The organism is Streptomyces sp. NPDC057623, from assembly GCF_042800355.1.
Lineage (GTDB): Bacteria > Actinomycetota > Actinomycetes > Streptomycetales > Streptomycetaceae > Streptomyces.
In genome coordinates, this window is the sequence record NZ_JBHVGZ010000054.1 from 40,365 (window position 1) to 61,273 (window position 20,909).

21 protein-coding genes and 3 pseudogenes are annotated in these 20,909 nt (G+C 69.7%); 11 read left to right on the forward strand and 13 right to left on the reverse strand.

The window, feature by feature from the left end; all coding sequences use genetic code 11:
* The first annotated feature begins 13 nt into the window (after positions 1-13).
* Complete coding sequence (locus tag ACFU95_RS37010; RefSeq protein ID WP_383837466.1) at positions 14-1,201, forward strand: helix-turn-helix domain-containing protein; 1,188 nt, start codon at positions 14-16, stop codon at positions 1,199-1,201.
* A 10-nt stretch (positions 1,202-1,211) separates the two neighbouring features.
* On the forward strand, positions 1,212-1,685 hold the full coding sequence (locus tag ACFU95_RS37015; protein WP_383837469.1) for a hypothetical protein: 474 nt from the start codon (positions 1,212-1,214) through the stop codon (positions 1,683-1,685).
* 271 nt (positions 1,686-1,956) lie between these two features.
* Here ACFU95_RS37015 and ACFU95_RS37020 read toward each other — a convergent pair whose 3' ends face one another.
* The 3 genes from ACFU95_RS37020 to ACFU95_RS37030 all read right to left on the reverse strand — a co-directional run bounded on the left by ACFU95_RS37020 (position 1,957) and on the right by ACFU95_RS37030 (position 3,394).
* The gene (locus tag ACFU95_RS37020; protein WP_383837472.1) at positions 1,957-2,391 is read right to left on the reverse strand and encodes a DUF2267 domain-containing protein; all 435 of its coding nucleotides are present in this window, start codon (positions 2,389-2,391) and stop codon (positions 1,957-1,959) included.
* Positions 2,392-2,463: 72 nt separating this feature from the next.
* The gene (locus ACFU95_RS37025; RefSeq protein ID WP_383837475.1) at positions 2,464-2,859 is read right to left on the reverse strand and encodes a DUF2267 domain-containing protein; all 396 of its coding nucleotides are present in this window, start codon (positions 2,857-2,859) and stop codon (positions 2,464-2,466) included.
* 103 nt (positions 2,860-2,962) lie between these two features.
* The gene (locus ACFU95_RS37030) at positions 2,963-3,394 is read right to left on the reverse strand and encodes an Hsp20/alpha crystallin family protein (protein ID WP_383837478.1); all 432 of its coding nucleotides are present in this window, start codon (positions 3,392-3,394) and stop codon (positions 2,963-2,965) included.
* Between the two features lie 127 nt (positions 3,395-3,521).
* Between ACFU95_RS37030 and ACFU95_RS37035 the strand changes: the two genes are divergently transcribed.
* Complete coding sequence (locus ACFU95_RS37035; RefSeq protein ID WP_383837481.1) at positions 3,522-4,205, forward strand: type III effector protein; 684 nt, start codon at positions 3,522-3,524, stop codon at positions 4,203-4,205.
* A gap of 25 nt (positions 4,206-4,230) precedes the next feature.
* Here the strand turns inward: ACFU95_RS37035 and ACFU95_RS37040 are convergent, their stop codons facing one another.
* The 3 genes from ACFU95_RS37040 to ACFU95_RS37050 all read right to left on the reverse strand — a co-directional run bounded on the left by ACFU95_RS37040 (position 4,231) and on the right by ACFU95_RS37050 (position 8,395).
* On the reverse strand, positions 4,231-4,881 hold the full coding sequence (locus tag ACFU95_RS37040) for a restriction endonuclease (protein ID WP_383837484.1): 651 nt from the start codon (positions 4,879-4,881) through the stop codon (positions 4,231-4,233).
* Between the two features lie 896 nt (positions 4,882-5,777).
* Positions 5,778-7,040, reverse strand: coding sequence for an MFS transporter (locus ACFU95_RS37045; RefSeq protein ID WP_383837487.1), 1,263 nt, complete (start codon positions 7,038-7,040; stop codon positions 5,778-5,780).
* Complete coding sequence (locus tag ACFU95_RS37050; RefSeq protein ID WP_383837490.1) at positions 7,037-8,395, reverse strand: rhodanese-like domain-containing protein; 1,359 nt, start codon at positions 8,393-8,395, stop codon at positions 7,037-7,039. Before ACFU95_RS37050 ends, ACFU95_RS37045 begins: the two co-directional genes overlap by 4 nt.
* A gap of 88 nt (positions 8,396-8,483) precedes the next feature.
* On the opposite strand from ACFU95_RS37050, the gene ACFU95_RS37055 reads away from it, so the two are divergent.
* Positions 8,484-9,161 carry an ArsR/SmtB family transcription factor gene (locus ACFU95_RS37055; RefSeq protein WP_383837493.1) on the forward strand — a complete coding sequence of 226 codons (678 nt, stop codon included), beginning with the start codon at positions 8,484-8,486 and terminating at the stop codon, positions 9,159-9,161.
* Between the two features lie 98 nt (positions 9,162-9,259).
* A pseudogene (locus tag ACFU95_RS37060) lies at positions 9,260-10,120 on the forward strand (cysteine desulfurase family protein); the annotation flags it as partial.
* Positions 10,121-10,308: 188 nt separating this feature from the next.
* On the opposite strand, the gene ACFU95_RS37065 reads toward ACFU95_RS37060, so the two are convergent.
* Both ACFU95_RS37065 and ACFU95_RS37070 read right to left on the reverse strand, forming a co-directional pair.
* Positions 10,309-11,313 carry an RNA polymerase sigma factor gene (locus tag ACFU95_RS37065; RefSeq protein WP_383837496.1) on the reverse strand — a complete coding sequence of 335 codons (1,005 nt, stop codon included), beginning with the start codon at positions 11,311-11,313 and terminating at the stop codon, positions 10,309-10,311.
* A gap of 7 nt (positions 11,314-11,320) precedes the next feature.
* On the reverse strand, positions 11,321-11,476 hold the full coding sequence (locus tag ACFU95_RS37070; RefSeq protein WP_383837499.1) for a YciI family protein: 156 nt from the start codon (positions 11,474-11,476) through the stop codon (positions 11,321-11,323).
* A gap of 144 nt (positions 11,477-11,620) precedes the next feature.
* On the opposite strand from ACFU95_RS37070, the gene ACFU95_RS37075 reads away from it, so the two are divergent.
* Together ACFU95_RS37075 and ACFU95_RS37080 are read left to right on the forward strand one after the other, a co-directional pair.
* Complete coding sequence (locus ACFU95_RS37075) at positions 11,621-13,237, forward strand: MFS transporter (protein ID WP_383837502.1); 1,617 nt, start codon at positions 11,621-11,623, stop codon at positions 13,235-13,237.
* Positions 13,238-13,405: 168 nt separating this feature from the next.
* Positions 13,406-13,696 (forward strand): annotated as a pseudogene (locus ACFU95_RS37080) (amidinotransferase); the annotation flags it as partial.
* A gap of 29 nt (positions 13,697-13,725) precedes the next feature.
* Here ACFU95_RS37080 and ACFU95_RS37085 read toward each other — a convergent pair.
* A pseudogene (locus tag ACFU95_RS37085) lies at positions 13,726-14,013 on the reverse strand (VOC family protein); the annotation flags it as partial.
* Positions 14,014-14,269: 256 nt separating this feature from the next.
* Complete coding sequence (locus ACFU95_RS37090; RefSeq protein ID WP_383837505.1) at positions 14,270-14,722, reverse strand: MarR family winged helix-turn-helix transcriptional regulator; 453 nt, start codon at positions 14,720-14,722, stop codon at positions 14,270-14,272.
* Between the two features lie 85 nt (positions 14,723-14,807).
* Here ACFU95_RS37090 and ACFU95_RS37095 point away from each other — a divergent pair, with 85 nt between their 5' ends.
* From ACFU95_RS37095 to ACFU95_RS37105, 3 genes are all read left to right on the forward strand, one after another.
* Entirely contained in the window at positions 14,808-15,473 is a 666-nt protein-coding gene (locus tag ACFU95_RS37095; RefSeq protein ID WP_383837508.1) for a class I SAM-dependent methyltransferase, read from the forward strand.
* Positions 15,470-15,910 (forward strand): spore germination protein GerW family protein, encoded by a 441-nt coding sequence (locus ACFU95_RS37100; RefSeq protein WP_383837511.1) that lies wholly within the window; start codon positions 15,470-15,472, stop codon positions 15,908-15,910. The genes ACFU95_RS37095 and ACFU95_RS37100 overlap by 4 nt, the downstream gene beginning before the upstream one ends.
* Positions 15,911-16,361: 451 nt before the next feature.
* Positions 16,362-16,889, forward strand: coding sequence for a TerD family protein (locus ACFU95_RS37105; protein ID WP_383837514.1), 528 nt, complete (start codon positions 16,362-16,364; stop codon positions 16,887-16,889).
* Between the two features lie 360 nt (positions 16,890-17,249).
* On the opposite strand, the gene ACFU95_RS37110 is transcribed toward ACFU95_RS37105, so the two are convergent.
* Genes ACFU95_RS37110 through ACFU95_RS37120 form a run of 3 tightly spaced genes read right to left on the reverse strand, consistent with a single transcriptional unit; the run spans position 17,250 to position 17,958 of the window.
* Entirely contained in the window at positions 17,250-17,378 is a 129-nt protein-coding gene (locus ACFU95_RS37110; protein ID WP_383837517.1) for a hypothetical protein, read from the reverse strand.
* The gene (locus ACFU95_RS37115; RefSeq protein WP_383837520.1) at positions 17,375-17,632 is read right to left on the reverse strand and encodes a hypothetical protein; all 258 of its coding nucleotides are present in this window, start codon (positions 17,630-17,632) and stop codon (positions 17,375-17,377) included. Before ACFU95_RS37115 ends, ACFU95_RS37110 begins: the two co-directional genes overlap by 4 nt.
* Positions 17,633-17,670: 38 nt before the next feature.
* The gene (locus tag ACFU95_RS37120) at positions 17,671-17,958 is read right to left on the reverse strand and encodes an SHOCT domain-containing protein (protein WP_383837564.1); all 288 of its coding nucleotides are present in this window, start codon (positions 17,956-17,958) and stop codon (positions 17,671-17,673) included.
* Positions 17,959-18,157: 199 nt separating this feature from the next.
* Here ACFU95_RS37120 and ACFU95_RS37125 point away from each other — a divergent pair, with 199 nt between their 5' ends.
* Positions 18,158-20,881: a heavy metal translocating P-type ATPase gene (locus ACFU95_RS37125; protein ID WP_383837523.1), complete on the forward strand. Its 2,724-nt coding sequence runs from the start codon at positions 18,158-18,160 to the stop codon at positions 20,879-20,881.
* Positions 20,882-20,909 lie beyond the last annotated feature (28 nt).

The following is a 20,909-nucleotide window of genomic DNA, read 5'->3' on the forward strand; positions in this document are numbered from 1 at the left end:
GGACTACGGGCGAGTGATCGAACTCGTCCGCGTCGAACGGCGGATGACGCAAACAGCCTTGGGCCAAGCCCTCGGCATGAGCCAGTCCGCTGTGTCCCGTCTGGAGAAGAAGGGCACGAGCGCGTACAGCACGGACACCCTGGCGGCGGCAGCGGCGCACCTGGAGATCCCGCCGGCACTGGTGGGACTAGCCGGCAGTCGACCGTCAGGGCCACAGAACGACGGTGACGACGTGAACCGACGACGATTCATCGGCGGAGCGGTGGCCACAGCCGCGACCCCCGCCCTGGCCGTTCTTCCTGATTCAACAGACGCGACCGGAGGGCAGGCTGCAGCCCTCCGGCTGTCTACCACGGCGTATCGCAGACTCGACGGCACTACGCCCAGCCGGGACTTGTCGGAGGCCGTGCGCGGGCACATGCGCCTGATCCAGACCATCACGCAAACCGCAACCGGCGACACGGACCGGGGCCGCTTGGCTGCCGTGGGCAGCGAGGCCGCGAGCTTCGCGGGATGGCTTGCCTGGGACACGGGCGACAACGGATCCGCCCGCTCCTGGTACGGAGCGGCGGTCAAGGCGGCGCGGTCAGCCGGTGACCCCTTGCTGACCGCCTACCAGACCGGGAGCCTTGCCCAGTTCGAGGCGCACGTCGGGAATGGGGTGGAGGCCCTGAACCTCACCCGTCGGGCTCGGCGTGTACTCGGGTCCTTCTGTCCCGCAGTGGCGGATGCGTGGCTGTCGTCCGTCGAAGCTCTCGCGCACGCGGTGGCCGGTGACCGGCGCTCCGCCGACACAGCGCTTGCAACAGCTCGCACCGGTGCCGAGAACCTGCCCGAGGAGGCTCCTCCGTGGCCGTGGGTATTCACCTTCACCCCGGCCAAGGTCGCCGCTGCGAGGGTGGCCTGTGGGGCCCGACTCGGCCTTGCGGAGTGGGTTCTGTCTGAGGACACTGAGGCACTCGCGACTGGCCACGACAAACAACGCGCGCTCCTGGTGCTCGACATCGCGGCCGGACACCTAGCCACCGGGCGTGTTGACGCGGCGCTCGCCCTTGCTTCCCGCGCAGTCGAAATCGGACTCCGCTACCGTTCCGGCCGGATCGTGGAACGAGCGCGTGCCGTGCGCAGGACGCTGACCACCAGCTCACCGCCAAGGGTGGTGCGCGAGTTCGACGACCGGTTGCACGGCGTCTATCTGTAGGAGGACAGACATGCGGGTGGGGATCACCGGTCACCGGGGCCTGAACACAGAGGTTGAAGAGCGCGTGCGGGCGCTCTTGGCCGATGCGGTGAGCGGGTACGACGTGGCGGAGTTGGTTGCAGTCTCATGCATCGCCGACGGCCCCGATACATTGTTCGCCGAGGCCGTACTGTCCGTCGGCGGACGCCTTGAGGTCGTCATCCCGGCCACCGAGTACCGCGACAGCTTGCCGGAGTGGCACCACTCCACGTACGACGCGCTGATGTCCCGCGCAAGCGACGTTCACGAGACCGGCATGACCGCGTCCGATCCCCAGGCGCACATGACAGGCTCTGAAATCCTCGTAGGGCTTGCCGACGAGCTGTTCGCCGTATGGGACGGAAAACCGGCATGGGGGTACGGCGGCACGGCGGACGTCGTGGCTTACGCCGAGCGGACCGGCGTGCCCGTCAGGGTGCTGTGGCCGGAAGGCGCCTCCCGCTAACTGGTGCCAGAAATACAAAGCGCCCCCCGTACGGCCATTCATGGCCGTACGGGGGGTTGCTTATGAGCGGGTGGCGGATCCACCAGGCGGACAGGCCGAGGGCGGCGACACTTGGCAGGGGGCACCGTGAGTGTTCGAGGCTGCCGAGCTGTGAGCACACGGGGTGGCCAGCTCTGGCAGATCACTCAAGCCCTCACGACGCGTCGCTGTCTTTGCAGCCGTGCATGCGTCATGGTCGTCGGTGTGTTGCGGTGCCGGAAGTGCGGCCCGTCTATGCGGCTTGGGTGAGTTCGGCGCGACCGAACAGCAGCGCGTAGCCGGAGGGGAGCTGACGCAGGATGCGGGTGATGAGGTCGGGTCCGGCATAGGCCGCGACGGCGGAGAAGACGGATCCGGTATCCCAGCGGGTGGTGGCCAGGGAGACGCCGGTGCGGGCGGCGAGGTCCTTGACGAAGGCCCAGCCACCCAGCGGCTGGGTGTCGGGGATCTGGGCGGTGAGGATGCGCGCGGCCTCAACGGGCAGGCAGGCCGCCAGTTCGACGCGTTCATCGCCGGTCAGCTGGCGTCCCAGTCCGGCGAGGACTAGGCGGACGGCTTCCTCTGCCTTCTCCCGGGTTGGGTAAGCGCCGTCGTAGCGGACCTTTTCCAGCATCTGCTCATACGCCCTCCCGTAGGACTGGAGCGGTGCACCGTGGTCGGACATCATTGCGGTGGTTGCCTTTCTGTCACCAGGTCGTGGTGGCCGGTGTGTGGTCACCGGGTCACCGGGGGTGGATGGTCAGGTGGGCTGGGGGCGGCCGAAGAGGAGGTCGTAGCCCGCGGGGAGCTGGAGCAGGATCTGGTTGAGGACGTCGTCGCCGGTGACGTCGGCGACCGTGGACAGGACGGCGCTGACATCCCAGGCCGCGGTCTGTTCGGTCGCACCCTCGATCCAGGCCGCGGTCGCGCGCACGAACCGCTCCGGGGGCAGCGGCTCGGCGCTCTGCAGCGGGTTGAGCAGAATGAGGGCGAAGTCCTCCGGCAGACGCGCCGCCAGCTGGGCGCGTACCTCGCCGACCAGGTGTGCGCCCAGCAGGGCGAGCACCACGCGGGCCGCACGGTCGGCTTCCTGCAGGGTTTCGTACTCGCCGCGTTCCTTCACATGGTCGAGGAACGCATCCCGTCGCACAGTCACGTCGGCCGTCATCCCTTCCTCGGTCCACGGGGGCGCGGAGGACAGGCCCGGGGGGAGATCAGATACCCGTCCTCCGCCGCTGTTCAGCCCTCGTCCGTCCGGCTCAGCCGGAAATCTCCTTGCGCCCCGATCCGACGCCGATGGCGATCTTGCGGGGCTTGGCGCGCTCGGCGATCGGGATACGCAGGGTGAGCACGCCCGCGTCGTAGTCGGCCTGGATGTGCTCGGTGTCCAGCGTGTCGGCGAGCACGATCTGGCGGGAGAAGGCGCCCAGCGGCCGCTCCGACAGTTCCATCTGCACGTCGTCGGCCTTCGTCGCGGGCCGGCGCTCGGCCTTGACGGTCAGCATGTTGCGTTCGACGTCGATGTCGATCGCGTCCGCGCTGACGCCGGGGATGTCGAAGGCCACCACGTACTGGTCGTCCTCGCGGTAGGCGTCCATCGGCATCGGGGACGGCCTGGACCAGGTGCCCGGGCCCATCAGCTGCTGGGCGAGCCGGTCCAGCTCACGGAAGGGGTCGGTGCGCATCAACATGGTGAAACACCTCCAGGAAGGTTCGGCAGTTGCTGCCAATGCGCTTCACTGAAACCGTTGTAACATGTCATCCAATGGATGACAAGCACGGTGTCATCCAAACGATGACCAGTTGAGGGAGGCGCCCATGACCCCGGCCGACCAGCCGTCATCGTTCGGCGCCCAACCACACAGCCCGGCGTCGTTCCTCGCCGCCGCGGCCGCCCTGCACGCCATAGACGACGCCCTGCATGCTGCCCGGCATGAGGTCCCAGGGACTGCCGAGGCCCACGGCGTCGGCCCCGAGCAGGCCCTGGCCTCGCTGCTGCTGCTGCGGCAGGTCCGCGAGCGGCTCGACGGATGGGAGACCGGCCTGATCGAAACCGCCCGCGACGCGGGTGCCAGCTGGGCCGACCTCGCCCACCCCCTCGGCGTCGCCAGCCGCCAGGCCGCCGAGCGCCGCTACCTGCGCGGCCGCCCCGGACCCGCAGGAACCACCGGCGAACAACGCGTCCAGGCCACCCGCGAACGCCGCGCCGCCGAACGCACCACCGCCGCCTGGGCCCGCCACAACGCAGCCGACCTACGCCGCATCGCCGGCCAGATCACCGCCCTCACCGACCTGCCCACCGCCGCCCGCAACCCACTCAGTCAGCTCCACGCGGCCCTCGCCCACGACGACCCCGCCGACCTCATCCACCCCCTCAACGCCACCCGCCCCCACCTCACCCCCGACCACCCCGACCTCGCTGCCCAGCTCGATGCCCTGACGAACCCCGCCACGAACCCGGCGGCCTCTCACCTGAACCAAGATGCGGGATCGACCGTGTGATCAGGCGGCTTCTTACGAGGCCGGATCACTTCCCGTACGCCTGCTTCCAGCGCGCTTGGTGACGGGAGTCACCCTGCCCTTGGCCGTTCACCTCGCCCAGGGACAGCAACGAGGCCCCGTTGTTCCACAGCCCGAGAAGATCCCGATGCACGGCGAGGATTCCGTGCTGCATCGCAAACTTCTCGGAGGGGCGGCTGAACCGCGTGGTCGTGACGAACACGGCCAGGTCCGCCTCGAAGTGCACTTTGGCGCCCAGCAGGTCGCGTAGCTCCCGGCTCGCGATCGTGCTGCTCGGCGCGTAGCGCTTGCACTGGATCACCAGGGTCCGGCCGTCAGGGAGACGGCCGACGACATCGGCGCCATTGTCGTTCGCACCGCCCACCCTCCGGACGTCGGTGTACCCGTCCCGTCGGCACAGGCTTGCGACTAGATCCTCGAACTCGGTACCGGTCATCGCGTCGACCTCGGCAAGTGTCCGGTGACCAACCTTCACTGCCTCTTCTTGCCGCCAGAGGCGGTCCCGCCCGCGCACTAGCCGGTCAGTACGCCACAGCCACCATCCCGCCGCCGCGACGCCGCCGAGAAGCGCAACCCCCGTGACGTACGGCCACACGACCGACCAGAAGACGACGAGCAGGACCAGCACCAAGCCACCGCCGACCGCCACCGACTTCATCCGCGCCGCTCGCCGCCTGCGAGCAGCCGCACCCCGTCCACGCCTCGCCACGGTCGAAGGCCTCCCCCACAGGTCCGTGTACCGCAGTGTGAGCCGCCCGAGGCAGCACGAGAAGGGCGCGAGTCGGCCATGGCCGGCTCAGCTGGCCAGGAGGGACAACTTGGGCCTGGCGACCGTGCGTAGCCCAACCACCTCGGACGTCAACGCCGGCCGTCTCGGCAGCACTTTCCGGTGGCCACCGGACTGATCGACTCCGCCGACACGGAATACGCGGCAACACTCGCAGGGTGGCCGACAAAACGAACTCACCGGGTGAAACCGGCCCTCCTCCGCAGAATGCCACCAGCCCAGAAGGAAGGGCGGCCGACCGCACCGGCCACATACAGCTCCAGTTCTGGCGCTGGGTGCTCGCGCCTCGAACGACGTGGCAGGCCCTCCGCCTGGCAGCCGAGTTCGGGCCGGGCATGGATGCCCGCACCGCCTGGGTCATGGCAGGCTGGCACGGCACCCGGACGAGCTCCCCCTTGCGATGCGGCACCTGAACGGTGAGGAGAACGCCAGCTGACCCCGGAGCGAGAGCTCATTGCCCATGCGGTCCTGACAGGACCTTGGCGCCATCACTGACCAGGGACAATGCGGCTTCCTCTGGTTGCAGTTCTGGTTGCATTCGCCTCCGTTCAGCACCATCCGAACCCTCCACCGCCGCCGGTTCCACCGCAGGTCAGGACGCCCCCGAGCATCCCCGAACCCCCAGACGAACATTTGGAAAGCGTGTTGGGGCAACCCCTCACGAGTTCGAATCTCGTATCCTCCGCCAGTGCCTAACGGGGCACGATGTCGAAGGGCCCCACCGTTCGCGGTGGGGCCCTTCGACGTGCGTGGTCTCAGTTTTGCTCTCAGTTGCCCGCCGGAGCGGGTCGCGGGTGGGTTTCGTACATGCGGACGGCGACGATCAGCCCGGAGGTCGCGGTGAGGGCGGCGACGGCCCAGATGGCGGTGGTGAGGCCGTAGGCGTCGGCGAGGATTCCGGCGAGGAGGGCGCCGACGGCGAAGCCGCCGTCGCGCCACAGGCGGTAGACGCCGACGGCGCGGGCGCGCCAGGCGGGGTGGGCGACATCGCCGATGACGGCGAGCAGGGTCGGGTAGACCAGCGCGGTTCCGACGCCGAGCAGGACCTGGGCGATGGCCCAGACGGCGAACGTGGTTCCGGCGGCGACGAGGGCGATGGCTGACGCCTGGAGCACCATGCCCGCGGTGATGAGGTGTTTGCGGCCGATGTGGTCGGACCACCAGCCGGTGAGCATCTGGCTCGCGCCCCACACGGCGGGGTAGAGGGCGGCGAGGACTCCGATCTGGGCGATGGAGAGGCCGTGGGCGGCGAAGAGCAGAGGGAAGATGCCCCAGGCAAGAGCGTCGTTGAGGTTGTTGACCATGCCGGCCTGGCTGGCGGCGGACAGGGCCTTGTCGGTGAAGCTGGTTCGGCGGGCGATCTGGGCCGTGGTCACCTCCGTGGCTGTCTGTACGGGGTGGAGCGCGGCCTCGGCTCGGGCGTGGTCGCGGGTCTCGCGGACGGCGAGGGTGGACAGGCCCAGGGCCAGGACGAGGTAGGCGGCGCCGAGGAGGAAAGGCTCGGGGCGCAGTCCGGCGTGTTCGGCGATGGCGCCGGTGGCCATGGCGGTGGCGGCCACCGCGACATACCCGGCGGCCTCGTTGAAGCCCATGGCCAGGCCGCGGCGTTCCGGGCCGACCAGGTCGATCTTCATGATGACGGTGGTGGACCAGGTCAGGCCCTGGTTGATGCCGAGCAGGACGTTCGCGGCGATGATCCAGCCCCAGGTCGGGCCCCAGGCGAGCATCGCGGGTATCGGGATGGCGATCAGCCAGCCGGCGACGAGCACGGGCTTGCGGCCGTAGCGGTCGGACCAAGTGCCGGCGAAGAAGTTGGTGATGGCCTTGGTGGCACCGAAGGCCAGGATGTAGGTGAGGGCGGCGGTGTAGGCGGCGAGGTGGAAGACGTCGTCGGCGAGCAGGGGCAGGACGGTGCGTTCCTGACCGAGCATGCCACCGACCAGGGCATTGACGAGGACGAGCAGGCTGAACTGGGCCAGGTTGGCACGCAGTCCGAGCCGTACGCCGCCGGCGGCAGTCGTGGTCGTCACGCGCCCTCCTTCAGCGCGTGGCCGGTGGCCTTGGCCCAGTCGTCCGGTCCGCCGGTGAGGACGGCGAGGCCGTGGTGGCCTGCGCGTTGCAGAAGGCTCGCGGCGGTCATCGCGCGCTCACCGTGCCCGCAGTGCACCACAGCGCCCGAAGGGGCATCGTCGGCGTGGGCGGCCAGTTCGCCGAGTTCGATTCCGACCGCGTCGGGGATGTGCCCGGCGTCGCGCTCGGACTGCTGGCGGACGTCGAGGACGGGGCGGTCGCCGATGTGGTCGGCGGTGAGCAGTTCGACGGTCTCCTGCTCTCCGCCGTCGCTCGTCCAGGCGTCCATGGTCAGGTGGCCGGCCAGCCGCTCGTATCCGATCTTCAGGGCCTGCCAAGTGAGTTCAGCTAGGTCCTGGCCGGATGCGGTGACGAAGACGAGGGGGGTGTCGTCGGGCAGCAGCCAGCCGAGCCAGGTGGCGAACTGGTCGCGCAGAGGGATCGAGACGGCGCCGGGGATGTGCCCGGCGGCGAAGTCCGGCACCGGTCGCACGTCGACGATCTGCGCATCCTGGCCGAGCAGGCTGCGTACGGCGGCTCCGGACAGCGCGGAAATCGAAGGCGCGGCGGTGAGTACTGCGGGGCCGCGCCGGTTGGTCTCGGCCAGGCGGTCGAAGTAGGCGGGGTAGGAGCCGAGGCTGCGCAGCAGTTCGCGGACGAAGGTGTTCTCGTCCGGCGCGGCGAGCAGGCCGTTGGCCCGTTTCTGGGCGCCGATGGTCGTGGTGCGTTCGGCGCCGGGCGGGGCGGAGCAGAAGGATCCGGCGCCGTGGGTGGGCCACACCGCGGTCGTATCCGGGAGTTCGGCCAGCCGCCGCAGTGAGCGGTACTGGGCACGGGCCAGCTCCTCCGCACGGTCGGCGCCGAGCAGGTCGGTGCGGGCGGCCGAACCGACGATCAGCGACCCACCAGTGAAGACTCCCAGCTTCCGCGTGCCGTCCAGGAGGAGGAAGGAGAGGTGTTCGTCGGTGTGGCCGGGGGTGGCCAGCGCGCGCACGGTCAGCCCGCCCAGGTCGGTCTCGTCGCCGTCGGCGAGCGCGGTGTGCGGGAAGGCGCGATGCCCGGCGGCGGAGGCCAGGACGGTGGCACCGTCGTCGGCGGCGAGCTGGAGGGCGCCGGTGAGGAAGTCGGCGTGCAGGTGAGTGTCGGCGGCGAAGGCGACGGTCAGCCCGCGCCGCTTAGCAGCCTCCCGCAAAACGCGCAGGTCCCGGCTGGCGTCCACGGTCAGGGCGCGGCCGTCGCCGAGGTCGACGAGGTAGGCGCTGTTGCCCAGCCCGGCGTCGACCAGCGGTATCAGGTGGTCGTCGGCGAAGCCCATCGGTTCCTCCAGGGTTCGGCTGCGCGAGGGTGTTTGGTCACGACCCTCACCGTCACTTACAATATTCCATGGATTCATGGAGGATGTCATGACGGGAAACTCCAAGGCCGGTACGAAGGCGCAGCTGTACGAGGCGTTCGCGGCCAGCGGCAAGGCGCTGGCCAGCGGAAAGCGCCTTGAACTGCTCGACCTGCTAGCCCAGGGCGAGCGCACGGTGGACGCGCTGGCCAAGGCGGCGGGGCTGAACCTGACGACGGCCTCGGCGCATCTGCAGACGCTCAAGCAGGCCGGGTTCGTCGCCACCCGCCGTGAGGGCGCGCGCATCCACTACCGGCTCGCCGGGGACGACGTGGCTCAGCTGTTCGCGCTGCTGCGCAAGGTCGCCGAGGCCCACCAGGCGGCCGTACCCGCGGCGCGGGACGCCTACCTCGGTGAGGACGATACGGCGGAGGTCACCCACGAGGAGTTGCGCGCCCGCGTGGCGGCCGGGGCCGTGGTGGTGCTGGACGTGCGGCCGGTGGAGGAGTACCGGGCCGGGCACATCCCGGGTGCGGTGTCGATCCCGGTCGAGGAACTGGCCGACCGGATCGACGAGTTGCCCGAGGAGACGGAGATCGTCGTGTACTGCCGTGGCGAGTACTGCGTGCTTGCCTACGACGCGGTGCGGCTGCTGACCGACCGAGGCCGCCGGGCGATCCGCCTGAACGACGGGATGCTGGAGTGGCGACTGGCCGACCTGCCCGTCGACGCCGGGGACCTGGCATGACCGGCAGCCGCGTGCCGGTACATCCGGGGCTTGTCGGCGGGCCGGTCTACCTGGACTACAACGCCACCACCCCGGTGGATCCGCGGGTGGCCGAGGCGATGCTGCCCCACCTGACGGACTTCTTCGGCAACCCCTCCAGCAGCCACCCCTACAGCGCCGAGCCCCGGCGGGCGCTGGCCGAGGCCCGCGCACAGGTCGCTGCCCTGATCAGTGCCCGTGCCGAGGAGATCGTGTTCACCGCCTCCGGCTCCGAGGCCGACCTGCTGGCGCTGCGCGGCGTGGTCCTCGCCTCCGGCCGTACGCGTCCCCACGTGATCACGCAGGTCACCGAGCACCCTGCCATCCTGGAGACCTGCCACGCGCTGGAACACTTGCATGGAGCGCGCGTCAGCGTGCTGCCTGTCGACGGCGAAGGGCTGGTCGATCCGGCCGCGCTGTCCGCCGCGCTGGATGAGGAGACCGTGCTGGTGTCGGTGATGGCCGCCAACAACGAGACCGGCGCCCTCCAACCGATCAACGAACTCGCCGCCCTCGCCCACGAGCGTGGGGCGCTGTTCCACTGCGACGCCGCCCAGGCGGTAGGGAAGATCCCCCTCGACGTCCGCGCCCTGGGCGTGGACCTGCTCACCGTCGTAGGGCACAAGATGTATGCCACGAAGGGCTCGGCCGCGCTGTACGTACGCGACGGCGTGCGGCTGGAGCCGGTCGTCTACGGCGGCGGGCAGGAGCACAGCCTGCGGGCCGGGACGGAGAACGTCGCCCTGGCCGTCGCCCTCGGCACCACCGCCCGGATCGCGGCCGCCGACCTCGCCGACGGCGCCCAGGACCGGATCGCGGCCCTGCGCGACGGCCTCCATCAGCGGCTGGCGGCGGCCCTGCCGGGCCGGGTCCACCTCAACGGCCCCGAGAAAGCTCGCCTCCCGAACACGCTGAACGTCAGTATCGACGGCACCCTCGGCCACGAAATCCTCGCAGCAGCCCACCAGATCGCGGCCTCCACCGGGTCGGCCTGCCACAGCGGCACCCACACCCCCCTCCCCGGTCCTGACCGCCATGGGCCTCGATCCGGCCCGCGCACTCGGGGCGCTGCGGCTGTCGCTGGGCCGCTGGACCACAACCGGCGACATCGAGACGGCGGCAGACGCACTCACCACGGCGGCTGCCGCGCACTGACCGAACCTACGGCGCGCTGGGCGGGGTTGGCGGTCAGTTCGAGCGCGAACCGGTCCGCGGTGCGGGCCTCGTCGAGGCGGTGCAGGTCACGCAGCAGGCCGGCGCGGACGGCGTGGAACAGGTGGTAGTGGTCGAGCTCTCCGGCGAGGCCGTCGACCTGTGCCAGTGCGGCCTGCGGCCCCTCGGTGCGTCGGAGGGCGACAGCCCCGTGCAGTCGGGTGACCGGGGACGGGGCGAGGTGCAGCAGCATGTCGTACAGCAGCACGATCTGCTCCCAGTCGGTGTCCTCCCAGCGCGCGGCCTCCGCATGGCAGGCCACAATGGCGGCCTGGAGCTGGTACGGGCCTGGGCGTTGCCGTTTGATGGCCAAAGTCAGCAGGGCTGTGGCCGCCTCGATCGCTTCCTGATCCCACAGCGAGCGGTCTTGGTCCTGCAGCCGCACCAGCGCGCCTTCGGAGGTGAAGCGGGCGGCCGTGCGGGCGCGGTGCAGGCGGATCAGCGCCAGCAGCCCGGCCGCCTCGGGCTCGGTCGGCATCAGCCGGTGCAGCAGGGCGGCCAGCCACTCGGCGTCGTCGGCCAGGTCGTGCGACTGTGCCTGCCCGGTGGTGGAGAGGTAGCCCTCGTTGAACAGCAGGTAGATCACCGCGAGGACCTGCGAGAGCCGATCGCCCAACTCCTCGTCGTCGGGAACGCGGTACGGGATCCCCGCCTCGCCCTCCTCCGGCGGCCACTGCAACTGCGCCAGCTTGCGGTGGTAGTTCTCCTGGCGCCGCAGCAGGTCCAGCCCGCGCCGCCGGGCCACCGTGAACAGCCAGGCGTCGGGCCGCTCCGGGATCCCGTCCACCGGCCAGTGCTTCAGCGCCACCAGCACGGCGTCCTGCACCAGGTCCTCCGCAGCGGAGAAGTCGCCGGTCACCTGGATCAGCGAAGCGGCCAGCCGGTCATGGGACTCGGCCGCTCCGTGCGACGGTGCCGTCACGTTGCGCTCACCCCAGCGGGCTGGTCTCTACGGGACGGATCTCGACCACCGGACAGCCCGGCCAGGTGCGCACCATACGCAGCGCCTCATCGAGGTCGGCGACCTCGATCTCGGCGTACCCGCTGACGACTTCCTTGCCCTCCACGAACGGCCCGTCGACCACGCCGGCCCCGGCGGTGCGGATCCGCCTGCACCCCCGGACCGTTCGGCTCGCCCCCGCCTCCTTGTGAACCAGCGACTCCGCCGACCGGTTGACCTCCGTGGCGGGTCGCGGATGGCTCCCCCGGGCGGCTGGGACGATGCGCGCATGGCACCCAGGACCGGCACTGCTGAGAGGTCGGCAACGGCGCGAATGGTCCTGCTGACACTTGCGGCCGGTCAGTTCCTGATGGCTCTCGACAGCTCGGTCATGAACGTCTCGATCGCGACGGTGGCCGAAGACGTGGGCACGACGGTGACGGGTATCCAAGGCGCCATCACCGCCTACACCCTCGTGATGGCGATGTTCATGATCCCTGGCGGCAAGGTAGGGGCGCTGATCGGCCGCAAACCGGCGTTCATGATCGGCTGTGTCATCTACGGCTGCGGCTCCCTGACCACGGCGCTCGCACCGAACCTGGCCGTGCTGCTGGTCGGCTGGTCGTTCCTCGAAGGGGTTGGGGCAGCACTTATCCTGCCCGCGATCGTGGCGCTCGTGGCGAGCAACTTCGCCACCGAACGCCGTCCCGCCGCCTACGGTCTCGTCGCGGCCGCAGGGGCCGTGGCGATCGCGGTCGGGCCGATCATCGGGGGTGTCGCGACGACGTACTTCTCCTGGCGATGGGTCTTCGTCGGTGAGGTCGTGATGGTGCTCGGCATCCTGGTGCTCGCCGGCCGCGTTGCTGACGCGCCGGTCGGTGAACGCTCTCGCATCGACCTCATCGGCGCCGTGCTGTCCGCGCTCGGGCTCGGGGTCTTCGTCTACGGCGTACTCCGCTCGGACGAATGGGGCTGGTTCCAGCCGAAGCCCGACGCGCCCTCGTGGCTCGGGGTCTCGCTGGTTGTGTGGCTGATGCTGGCTGGTCTGCTGCTGATCTGGCTTTTCCTCCGGTGGGAGGCCCGCATGGTGGAGCGGCGCAGGGAGCCTCTCATCGACCCGGGCATGCTGCACAACAAGCAACTCACCGGTGGACTGACGATGTTCTTCTTTCAGTACCTCGTTCAGATGGGCGTGTTCTTCGTCGTACCGCTCTATCTGTCGGTCGCCCTGGGCCTGTCCGCGCTGACGACCGGTGTCCGCATCCTGCCGCTCTCCGTGACCCTGCTGGCGGCCGCCATCCTGATCCCTCGCTACTTCCCGGACGTCTCGCCGCGGCGGGTGGTGCGGCTCGGGATCCTCGCGTTGCTCGCGGGTGCGGTGGTTTTGATGGCCGCGCTCGACTTGGACGCTGGCGGGGAAATCGTCACCATCCCCCTCCTGTTGATCGGGCTCGGCATGGGCGCGCTGGCCTCCCAGCTAGGGTCGGTCACCGTGTCCGCAGTGCCTGAAGCACGGAGCGCAGAAGTCGGCGGCGTCCAGAACGCCGTCACCAACCTCGGTGCCTCGATCGGTACTGCCCTCGCCGGGTCGATCATGATCGCCGCGCTGACGGCCTCGTTCCTCACCAACGTGGAGCAGAATCCGGCGGTCCCGGCCGAGGTCAAGAGCCAGGCAACGGTCGAACTCCAAAGCGGCGTACCGTTCTTGTCGGACGCCCAGCTCAAGTCCGCCCTCGACGAAGTGGGCACCAGCACCGAGGTCACTCAAGCGGCACTCGACGCGAACGCCGACGCCAGGATCGACGGTCTGCGCGCCGCACTCGCCATCCTCGCCTTCACCGCTCTCCTCGCGCTGTTCTTCACCTCACGGATCCCCAAGACCCAGCCCCGTTCAAAAGAGCCATAGCCGCGGGCCAGGCGGAACCAAGCGGTCCATGATTCACCGCTCCGAGGGACTGGGAGGCACAGAGCGGCCAGAAGGGCTGGATCCAAGGGCTAGGTAGTCCTTGCGCTGCCAAGGCCCCTGGCGGTCCGAACCCTTCACAACCGCTTCTTGGCAGCTTCGGGAGTACAGGGCCGTGACCTGTTCGTCACGCGGAGCAATGTCATCAACCGCACGGGCATCGAGTGGCTGCGCCGCCATCTCGGACCCGGCTATCGCATCCACGAGATCGAGAGCCGCTGCCGTACACCCATGCACCATCGACACCACGTTCGTCCCGCTCCCGCCCGACAAGGCCTGGTCAATCCCGACTCCATCGACGTCAACCGCCTGCCGGACGTCCTGAAGTCGTGGGACGTCCTGGTCGCCCCAGCGCCCGATCCGATCGACGACCGTCTGCTCCGGATCACCTCGATGTGCGGCTCGACGGCGCGGGCGACGACGGCGTCCACGTCCTCAACGTAGACGAATAGGCAGGCCGGGCTGCCGGGCAGGCCGCCGGCGGGCGGGGCCTCGGTCCCCGTGTACGGCGAGGGGTCCTCGACGATGACGACCGAGTCCCCGATCTCGATCTCGGCGTGCGCGGCGGTCCCGCCCGGCCCCGGGAACCTCATCCGCTCGGTGGCTGCGAACACCTCGCCGTAGAACTCGAGCGCCTTGGCGGCGCCCTGGACGACCAGGCACGGGGTGACCCGGCGGTAAGCATCGGGAATCGGCTTCGGGGTAGCTGACGACGACATGGGAACGTCTCCTTCTCAGGCTCTTACGCAGCGCCGGCCGACCCTGCTACCAAGAAGACGATCGGCGGGCGGGCGGATACGACACCCACGCCAAACGGATTCTCGGGAATCGCCGGCCGAGGGCAGGCCCCGGGCCGAGTGGCGGCCCCCCTTAGACCTAGAGGGGCTGCGACGGGGAGTTGCCGACGACCTGCGCGAAGCGGCTGATGCCGCACGAACCTTCCAATGTCAAAGCATGCGTCTCTGCCGCAGGCGGCTAGCCGCTGGCCCGGCCGATGGCGCACAACCGTGCGATCACCGTCTCCAGGCCGTCCTGGATCGCGGCCAGCTGGGCGGCAGGCATGTCCCCGAAGAGCTCACGGGCCAGCGTGTCACGCCCCACGCGCAACCCAACGGTCAGGGTGCGGCCAGACTCGGTGAGGGACACCAGCGTGGCCCGCCGGTCGGTCGGATGGGCCGCGCGGGCAACCAGGCCGTCGGCCTCCAGGGCGTCCAGCAGGCCCGTGACATTGCGCGGGGTGACCTGGAGCCGTGCGGCAAGAGCCCGCTGGGTCATCGCCCCGTCATGGAACAGCGCCCACAGCAGCCCAGCCCGCGCGCGGGTCAGCCCGTGCTTGGTAACCCCGCGCTCCATCATCGCGCCGAGCACCTCGGCCAGCTCGAGGAGCCGGTCCAGCGAGACACTGGCGGAAGCGGTCCCCTCGCGCATATCGTGAAGTGACTTCACTATGTAGTACCTCCGCAAAACATGGTAGCCCTCAAGGCAACGCTGTCGAGGAGGACGGTGACCAGCCATGACCTCACGGACCCTCCGGCCCCATCCGCTCTTCGCCCGGTTCTACGCACGGATCGCCGGGCCCGCCCTGGACAAGGCCGGCATCACCGAGCACCGCACACGCCTGCTGTCCGGTCTGGCCGGCGAGGTCATCGAGATCGGCGCGGGCAACGGACTGAACTTCCCGCACTACCCGCCAGAGGTGAAGCGCGTGCTGGCCGTCGAGCCAGAACCGCGCCTGCGCGCGCTGGCCGAGCAGGCCGCCCGTACCGCCCCGGTGCAGGTGGAGGTGACCGGCGGGATCGCCGAGCAACTGCCCTTCCCGGACGCCTCGTTCGACGCGGCCGTCGTCTGCCTGACCCTGTGCTCGGTTGCCGACCCGCACGCCGCGCTCGCCGAACTCCACCGCGTCCTGCGGCCCGGCGGACAGCTCCGCTTCTTCGAGCACGTACGCGCCGACTCAACCAGCATGCGCCGCGCGCAGCGCGCGTTGGACGCCACCCTCTGGCCCCTACTGATGGGGGGCTGCCACACCGGCCGCGACACCCAATCGGCCATCACCACCGCCGGGTTCACCCTCACCTCGGTGGAGAAGTTCGCCTTCCCCGAGACGCGCCTGCCCTCCCCGGCAGCCACTCACATTCTCGGCACCGCTGAGCGTCCTCACCCGGGCGGCACACCATGACCGCCCCCGAGAACGAGAGCGAGCCGGTGCCAACGGGGGACCAAGAACGCGCGGCACTGGCCGACATGACGGCCGCCCACGCCTCCGTCACTCTTTTGGAACGCCTCGCCGACAAGCTCGGCGGCCGCGCCTCGGTAACCGCCGTCTACGGTGAGCCCATCACTGCCGACGGTGTCACTGTCATCCCGGTCGCCGAGGTCGGCTTCGGATTCGGTGGCGGCGCCGGACGCGAAGTCGGCGCCACGAAAACCGGCGAAGGAGAGGGCGGAGGGGCCGGGGCCAAGCCCCTGGGTTACATCGAAATCCCCGACGGCACCGCCACGTACAAGCCCATCCGTGACCCGTGGTCCGATGTGGTCCTGCCTCTTGCGGCCCTCGTCATCGGCGGTGCCATGCCGAAGATCCTTCGGTCGCTGCGTCGGCGGAGGCGAGGTTGAGGCGCAATACGGCACCGCTCCCTCGTGATGACGAGCGGTGTAGGACGACGTGCAGGCTGCCGCGTTCGAGCCCCTGGCCTGGGCCGCGTTCGGCGTCCATACCGACGGCGGCGGGGTGACTCCCTAGTTTGACGGTCGCCGCAAGCTCCTTTCGCGGGAGCCGCCTTGGCCGGGCCCCTTGGCGGCTACTCTGGCCTCCGACTGCGTCGCCGACGAGGCCGTTCGACGGAGTGTCTGTCCCCCGGCCTGCACGCCATCACCCGGGCGGTCCGATCTTTTCGTGCACGGGACACCGGAAGGCCAGTACTTCAGTGCCCCCCGAGGCAACGCACCGGCCCGCCGCAGGGGCCCAGCCGCACAAGGCTTCAACAGGGTGACCGAGAACCATACTTGACTATGCGGGGACCATCCATTCCCTGATGGCTTTCGATACGGAAGAGGCGGTAATCCGGTGAGCAGCGACAGCCGGGAAGTGAGGAAGGCCGAGGTGCGGCTCAAGTGGGACCCGAGCCCCTGGGAGCAGCCCCCTCATCATCTCGACATCATCGCCGCAACTTACTCGGCGGACGCTGCCTACGAGCGGCCGGTGTACGTCGTCCACTTCGACAGCCGCTCACCAGACGGCACCATCAACATGAGCCGGCACAGCCAGACCGGTCAGGGCTTCGGCTATGTCGAAGTGATGACGCTGGAGCTTGATCGCCTCGCCTCCTCCTTCGCACGGGTGGTTGTGGGCGTGGCCATCCACCAGAACAGCGGCCCCAAGACCTTCGGTGACATATCGAATGTCGGTGTGCTGGTGGTCGAGGAGTACAAGGAGCTGCTGAAGGACGAGTTCGCGCAGGTCGCGGGATCCACCGCCGCGACCGTCGCCGAGTTCGCCCGGGATACCTCCGGAGCGTGGGAGTTTCACGAGATGCTCCGAGGGTTCGACAGCGACCCTGTGGCCTTCGCTGCAGAGATGGGCAGCGCCCCATAGCGCTGACCGCCAGCAGCGCAGAAACGTACGGCCGACCACGGTGGCGCCTTCATGAGCTCCGGGAACCGGAACGGCAAGCACCCCGAAAGCGTCACCGTCTCGGCCCGGCGTAACTCGTCCGACTCGGGCGGCTGGTCGTAGGCAGAGACGCGGCCCGCCGTCAGCGAGGCGGTTGAGACGGGAGGGCATCGGGGGTGGCGATATCGGCCTCGGCTCCCGGTCCGTGACAAGCACGCCGGCACCAAGTTCTTCGCCGCTCGGCGCAGCGGCATCCAGGCCATCGGCGTGACCGCCGTGCTCGTCTGGCACATCCATGCCGCCGGAACTCCCGTACCCGGACTTCACCGAGGACCACACCGTCTACCGGGAGACGACCACCATGGTCCAGGCGGGGATCATGCTCAGCCAGTTCTCCCGGCCAGGATGCCCCCTGAGCAGTACGGCGATCACCGCCCGCGGGCATGGCAGCCTGCCGGACCGGTCGGTCAACTCCGTGGCTGCGGCCAGTCGTGCTTGGCCGGCGGATCGTCCTCGCGTCGGGACTCGTGGGAGCTGTCCTGGCCGCCATGCATGCCATCGCCACGGTGCATGCCGCGCATCATGAAGATCATCATCAGCGGGCAGGCCAGCGCGATGGCCATGAAGAAGAGCGTGGCCACCGGCATGCCCAAGGCCAGAGCACCGACCACGGAGATGGCCACCGCGACGGCGTACAGCCCGTAGTTGCGTTGGTTGGTGTCCATCGCGGGCCTCCTCGAAAGCATGCCCGTCGGTTCTGTGGTCAGCTCTTACTGAGCCGGGGGCCGTCGTCGGCGTGTCCGCTCAGGACGGTCAGGCGGCGGTGGTACTCGTCCTCGTCGATCTCGCCGCGGGCGAAGCGTTCGGCAAGGAGCTGCTCGGCGGTGGGGCGCGGCAGCACGGGCCCGAGCGCCGTCTTCATGTCACCCGGCCGGGACAAGGCCCGGAAGAGAAGCACACCGAAGGTGATGATCACCGCCCAGAAGAGGATCATGCCGACCGACATGGTGAACCAGCCCCATCCACTGGGACCGTGGTCGTACCAGAACATCACGGTCACCCGCTTCCTCGCCGGACTGCGGGAGACGGGGCCTGGCGCCTGCGTCTTCCCGGTTCCTCACCTTCACCGTCGCCCCCGCACGGCAGCGCGTCATGGGCCGATGAGGCCAAAACACCTGGACCATTGGGCCCTGACCCTGTGGGGGTATTCGGGAGGAGTCTGAGAAGCAGCCGCAGAGAGAAGGTCTGCCATGGATACCGCCGACATTGTCGTGGTGGCCCTGGCCGCCATACTCGTCGTCGCGTTGAGCTGGTTTTTCTTCGGCCCGCGCCGCGCGCGTACCGCCCTGATCGAGGGCGGGGTGCAGCGGGTGGAGGTGACTGTGCGGGGCGGCTACAACCCTGACGTGATCCGGGTGCGGCAAGGGGTGCCGCTGGAGCTGGTCTTCGACCGGCAGGAGAGCGGCGAATGCACCAACCGAGTCGTCTTCCCCGACCTGCACGTCAGCGCCGGACTGCCCGGGTACGAGCGCACCACTGTGCGGCTGCGGCCCGAGCGGGCGGGATCGTTCGGGTTCGCCTGCGGAATGAACATGATCCACGGCACGCTCGTGGTCGACCCGGGCGAGGGCTCCAGCGGCGGCGAGGCACTCGCCGCCACGGACGACACGGCACCGGACGACCGTACGTCCGCTGCCGACGCCGAGGCAGCGGAGGTCGCCGAGCGGCGCGCGGAGATCGGAGACCTCGGCCGCCGGGTCGCAGTCGGCGCGGTGCTCACGCTGCCCGTGCTGTTCGCGGTGATGGCCGACGAGCTCTTCGGCGCCGGCTGGGTGCCGGGTTGGATGCTGAACCACTGGGTGCAGCTGGCCCTGATCACTCCAGTGATGTGCTACACGGGGTGGCCCATCCATCGCATCGGCTGGCTCACCCTGCGGAACCGCGGCGCCGACATGAACTCCTTGATCACGTTGGGCACTTCGGCGGCCTACGGTTACAGCCTGCTGGTCACGCTGGCGCCCCGGCTGCTGCCGGAGGACGTCCGCGAGGTCTACTTCGAGGCCGTCGGCGTCATCCTCACCCTCATCCTGCTCGGGCGGCTGCTGGAGGCACGCGCCAAGGCCGGCACCGGCCAGGCCATCCGGGCACTCCTCGGGCTCCAGGCCCGTACCGCCCGGGTCATCAGGGACGGCGGCGAGACCGAGATCCCCGTCGACGAGGTCGCGGTGGGCGATGAGATCGTCATCCGGCCCGGCGAGAAGATCCCCGTCGACGCCGAGGTGCTCTCCGGGGCGTCGTCGGTCGACGAGTCGATGGTCACCGGGGAGCCGATGCCCGTGACCAAGCGCGCCGGGCACACCGTCATCGGGGCCACCGTCAACACCACGGGCAGCCTGCGCGTGCGGGCTGCCAAGATCGGCGCCGACACGATGCTCGCGCAGATCATCCGGCTCGTGCAGCAGGCCCAGGCGTCCAAGGCGCCGATCCAGCGGCTGGCCGACGCGATCTCGGCGTACTTCGTACCCGCCGTCATCGCGATCGCCATCGCGGCCTTCGCCCTCTGGTACACGGTCGGCCCCTCGCCTGCCCTGACGCTGGCGTTGGTCTCCGCGGTCGCCGTTCTGATCATCGCCTGTCCCTGCGCACTAGGCCTGGCCACCCCGCTGTCGGTGATGGTCGGCACCGGCAAGGGCGCGCAGGCGGGCATCCTGATCCGCTCCGCCGAAGCCCTGGAAACCGCCCACAAGATCGACACCGTCGTCCTGGACAAGACCGGCACGGTCACCGCGGGCAAGCCGGTTCTCACCGACGTACGTCCCGCCGACGGCTTCACCGAGGACGAACTGCTTGCGCTGGTGGCCGCCGCAGAGGCCGACAGTGAGCATCCGCTGGCCACCGCGATCGTCGCCGGCGCGCATGAGCGCGGCGTCACCGCGCCCGCCGCATCGGCCTTCGACTCCGTCACCGGCAAGGGCGTCCAGGCCACCGTGAACGGCAAGGCCGTCACCGTGGGCACGGCCCGGCTGCTCGCCGACGTCGGTATCGAGACCGCTCACCTGCGCGGGCAGGCCGAGAATTTCTCGGCCGAGGGCAAGACGCCCGTCCTCGCCGCCGTCGACGGGCAGTCGGCTGGCGTGCTCGCCGTGGCCGACACCGTCAAGGACGACTCGGTCCAGGCCATCGCCGCCCTGCACCGCCTCGGCATCGGCACGGTCATCCTCACCGGTGACAGCGCCCGCACCGCCGCCGCGATCGCCGAACAGGTCGGCGTACGGCGGGTGCTGGCCGAGGTTCTGCCGGAGCACAAGGCCGACGAGATCCGCCGCCTTCAGGGCGAAGGCCGCACCGTCGGCATGGTCGGCGACGGTATCAACGACGCGCCCGCCCTGGCCCAGGCCGACGTTGGCCTCGCGATCGGCACCGGCACGGATGTCGCGATCGAAGCCGCCGACATCACGCTCATCTCCGGCTCGCTGTCCGGCGTCGTCACCGCGATCCGGCTGTCGCGGGCGACCATGCGCAACATCAAGCAGAACCTGTTCTTCGCGCTGGTCTACAACGCCGTCGGCATCCCTATCGCAGCCGGCGCCCTCTACCCGCTGTGGGGCATCCGCCTCAGCCCGATCATCGCCGCCGCGGCCATGACCCTGTCCTCCCTGTCAGTGGTCACCAACGCGTCCCGGCTGCGTCGCTGGCACCCCGAGCCACTGTCGGACGCCGTGGCGCCGAAGGCCGTACGACCGTTGACGGAGACGGCCGCCGACGACACGGATTCACACGCCCCCTCGGTGACCGACCCGGTCTGCGGCATGCAGGTCGACCCTGCCACCACACCGGAACACCGGGACACCGCCCACGGCACCCTGCACTTCTGCTCCGCCCACTGCGCGGCCGCCCACGACGCCGACCCGGATCGATACGAAACCTCGGCGGTGGAACTCCGGCACACCCCTCACCGGCATGATGAGCCCTGAACCTGAGTCGTCCCGCATTGCTACCCCC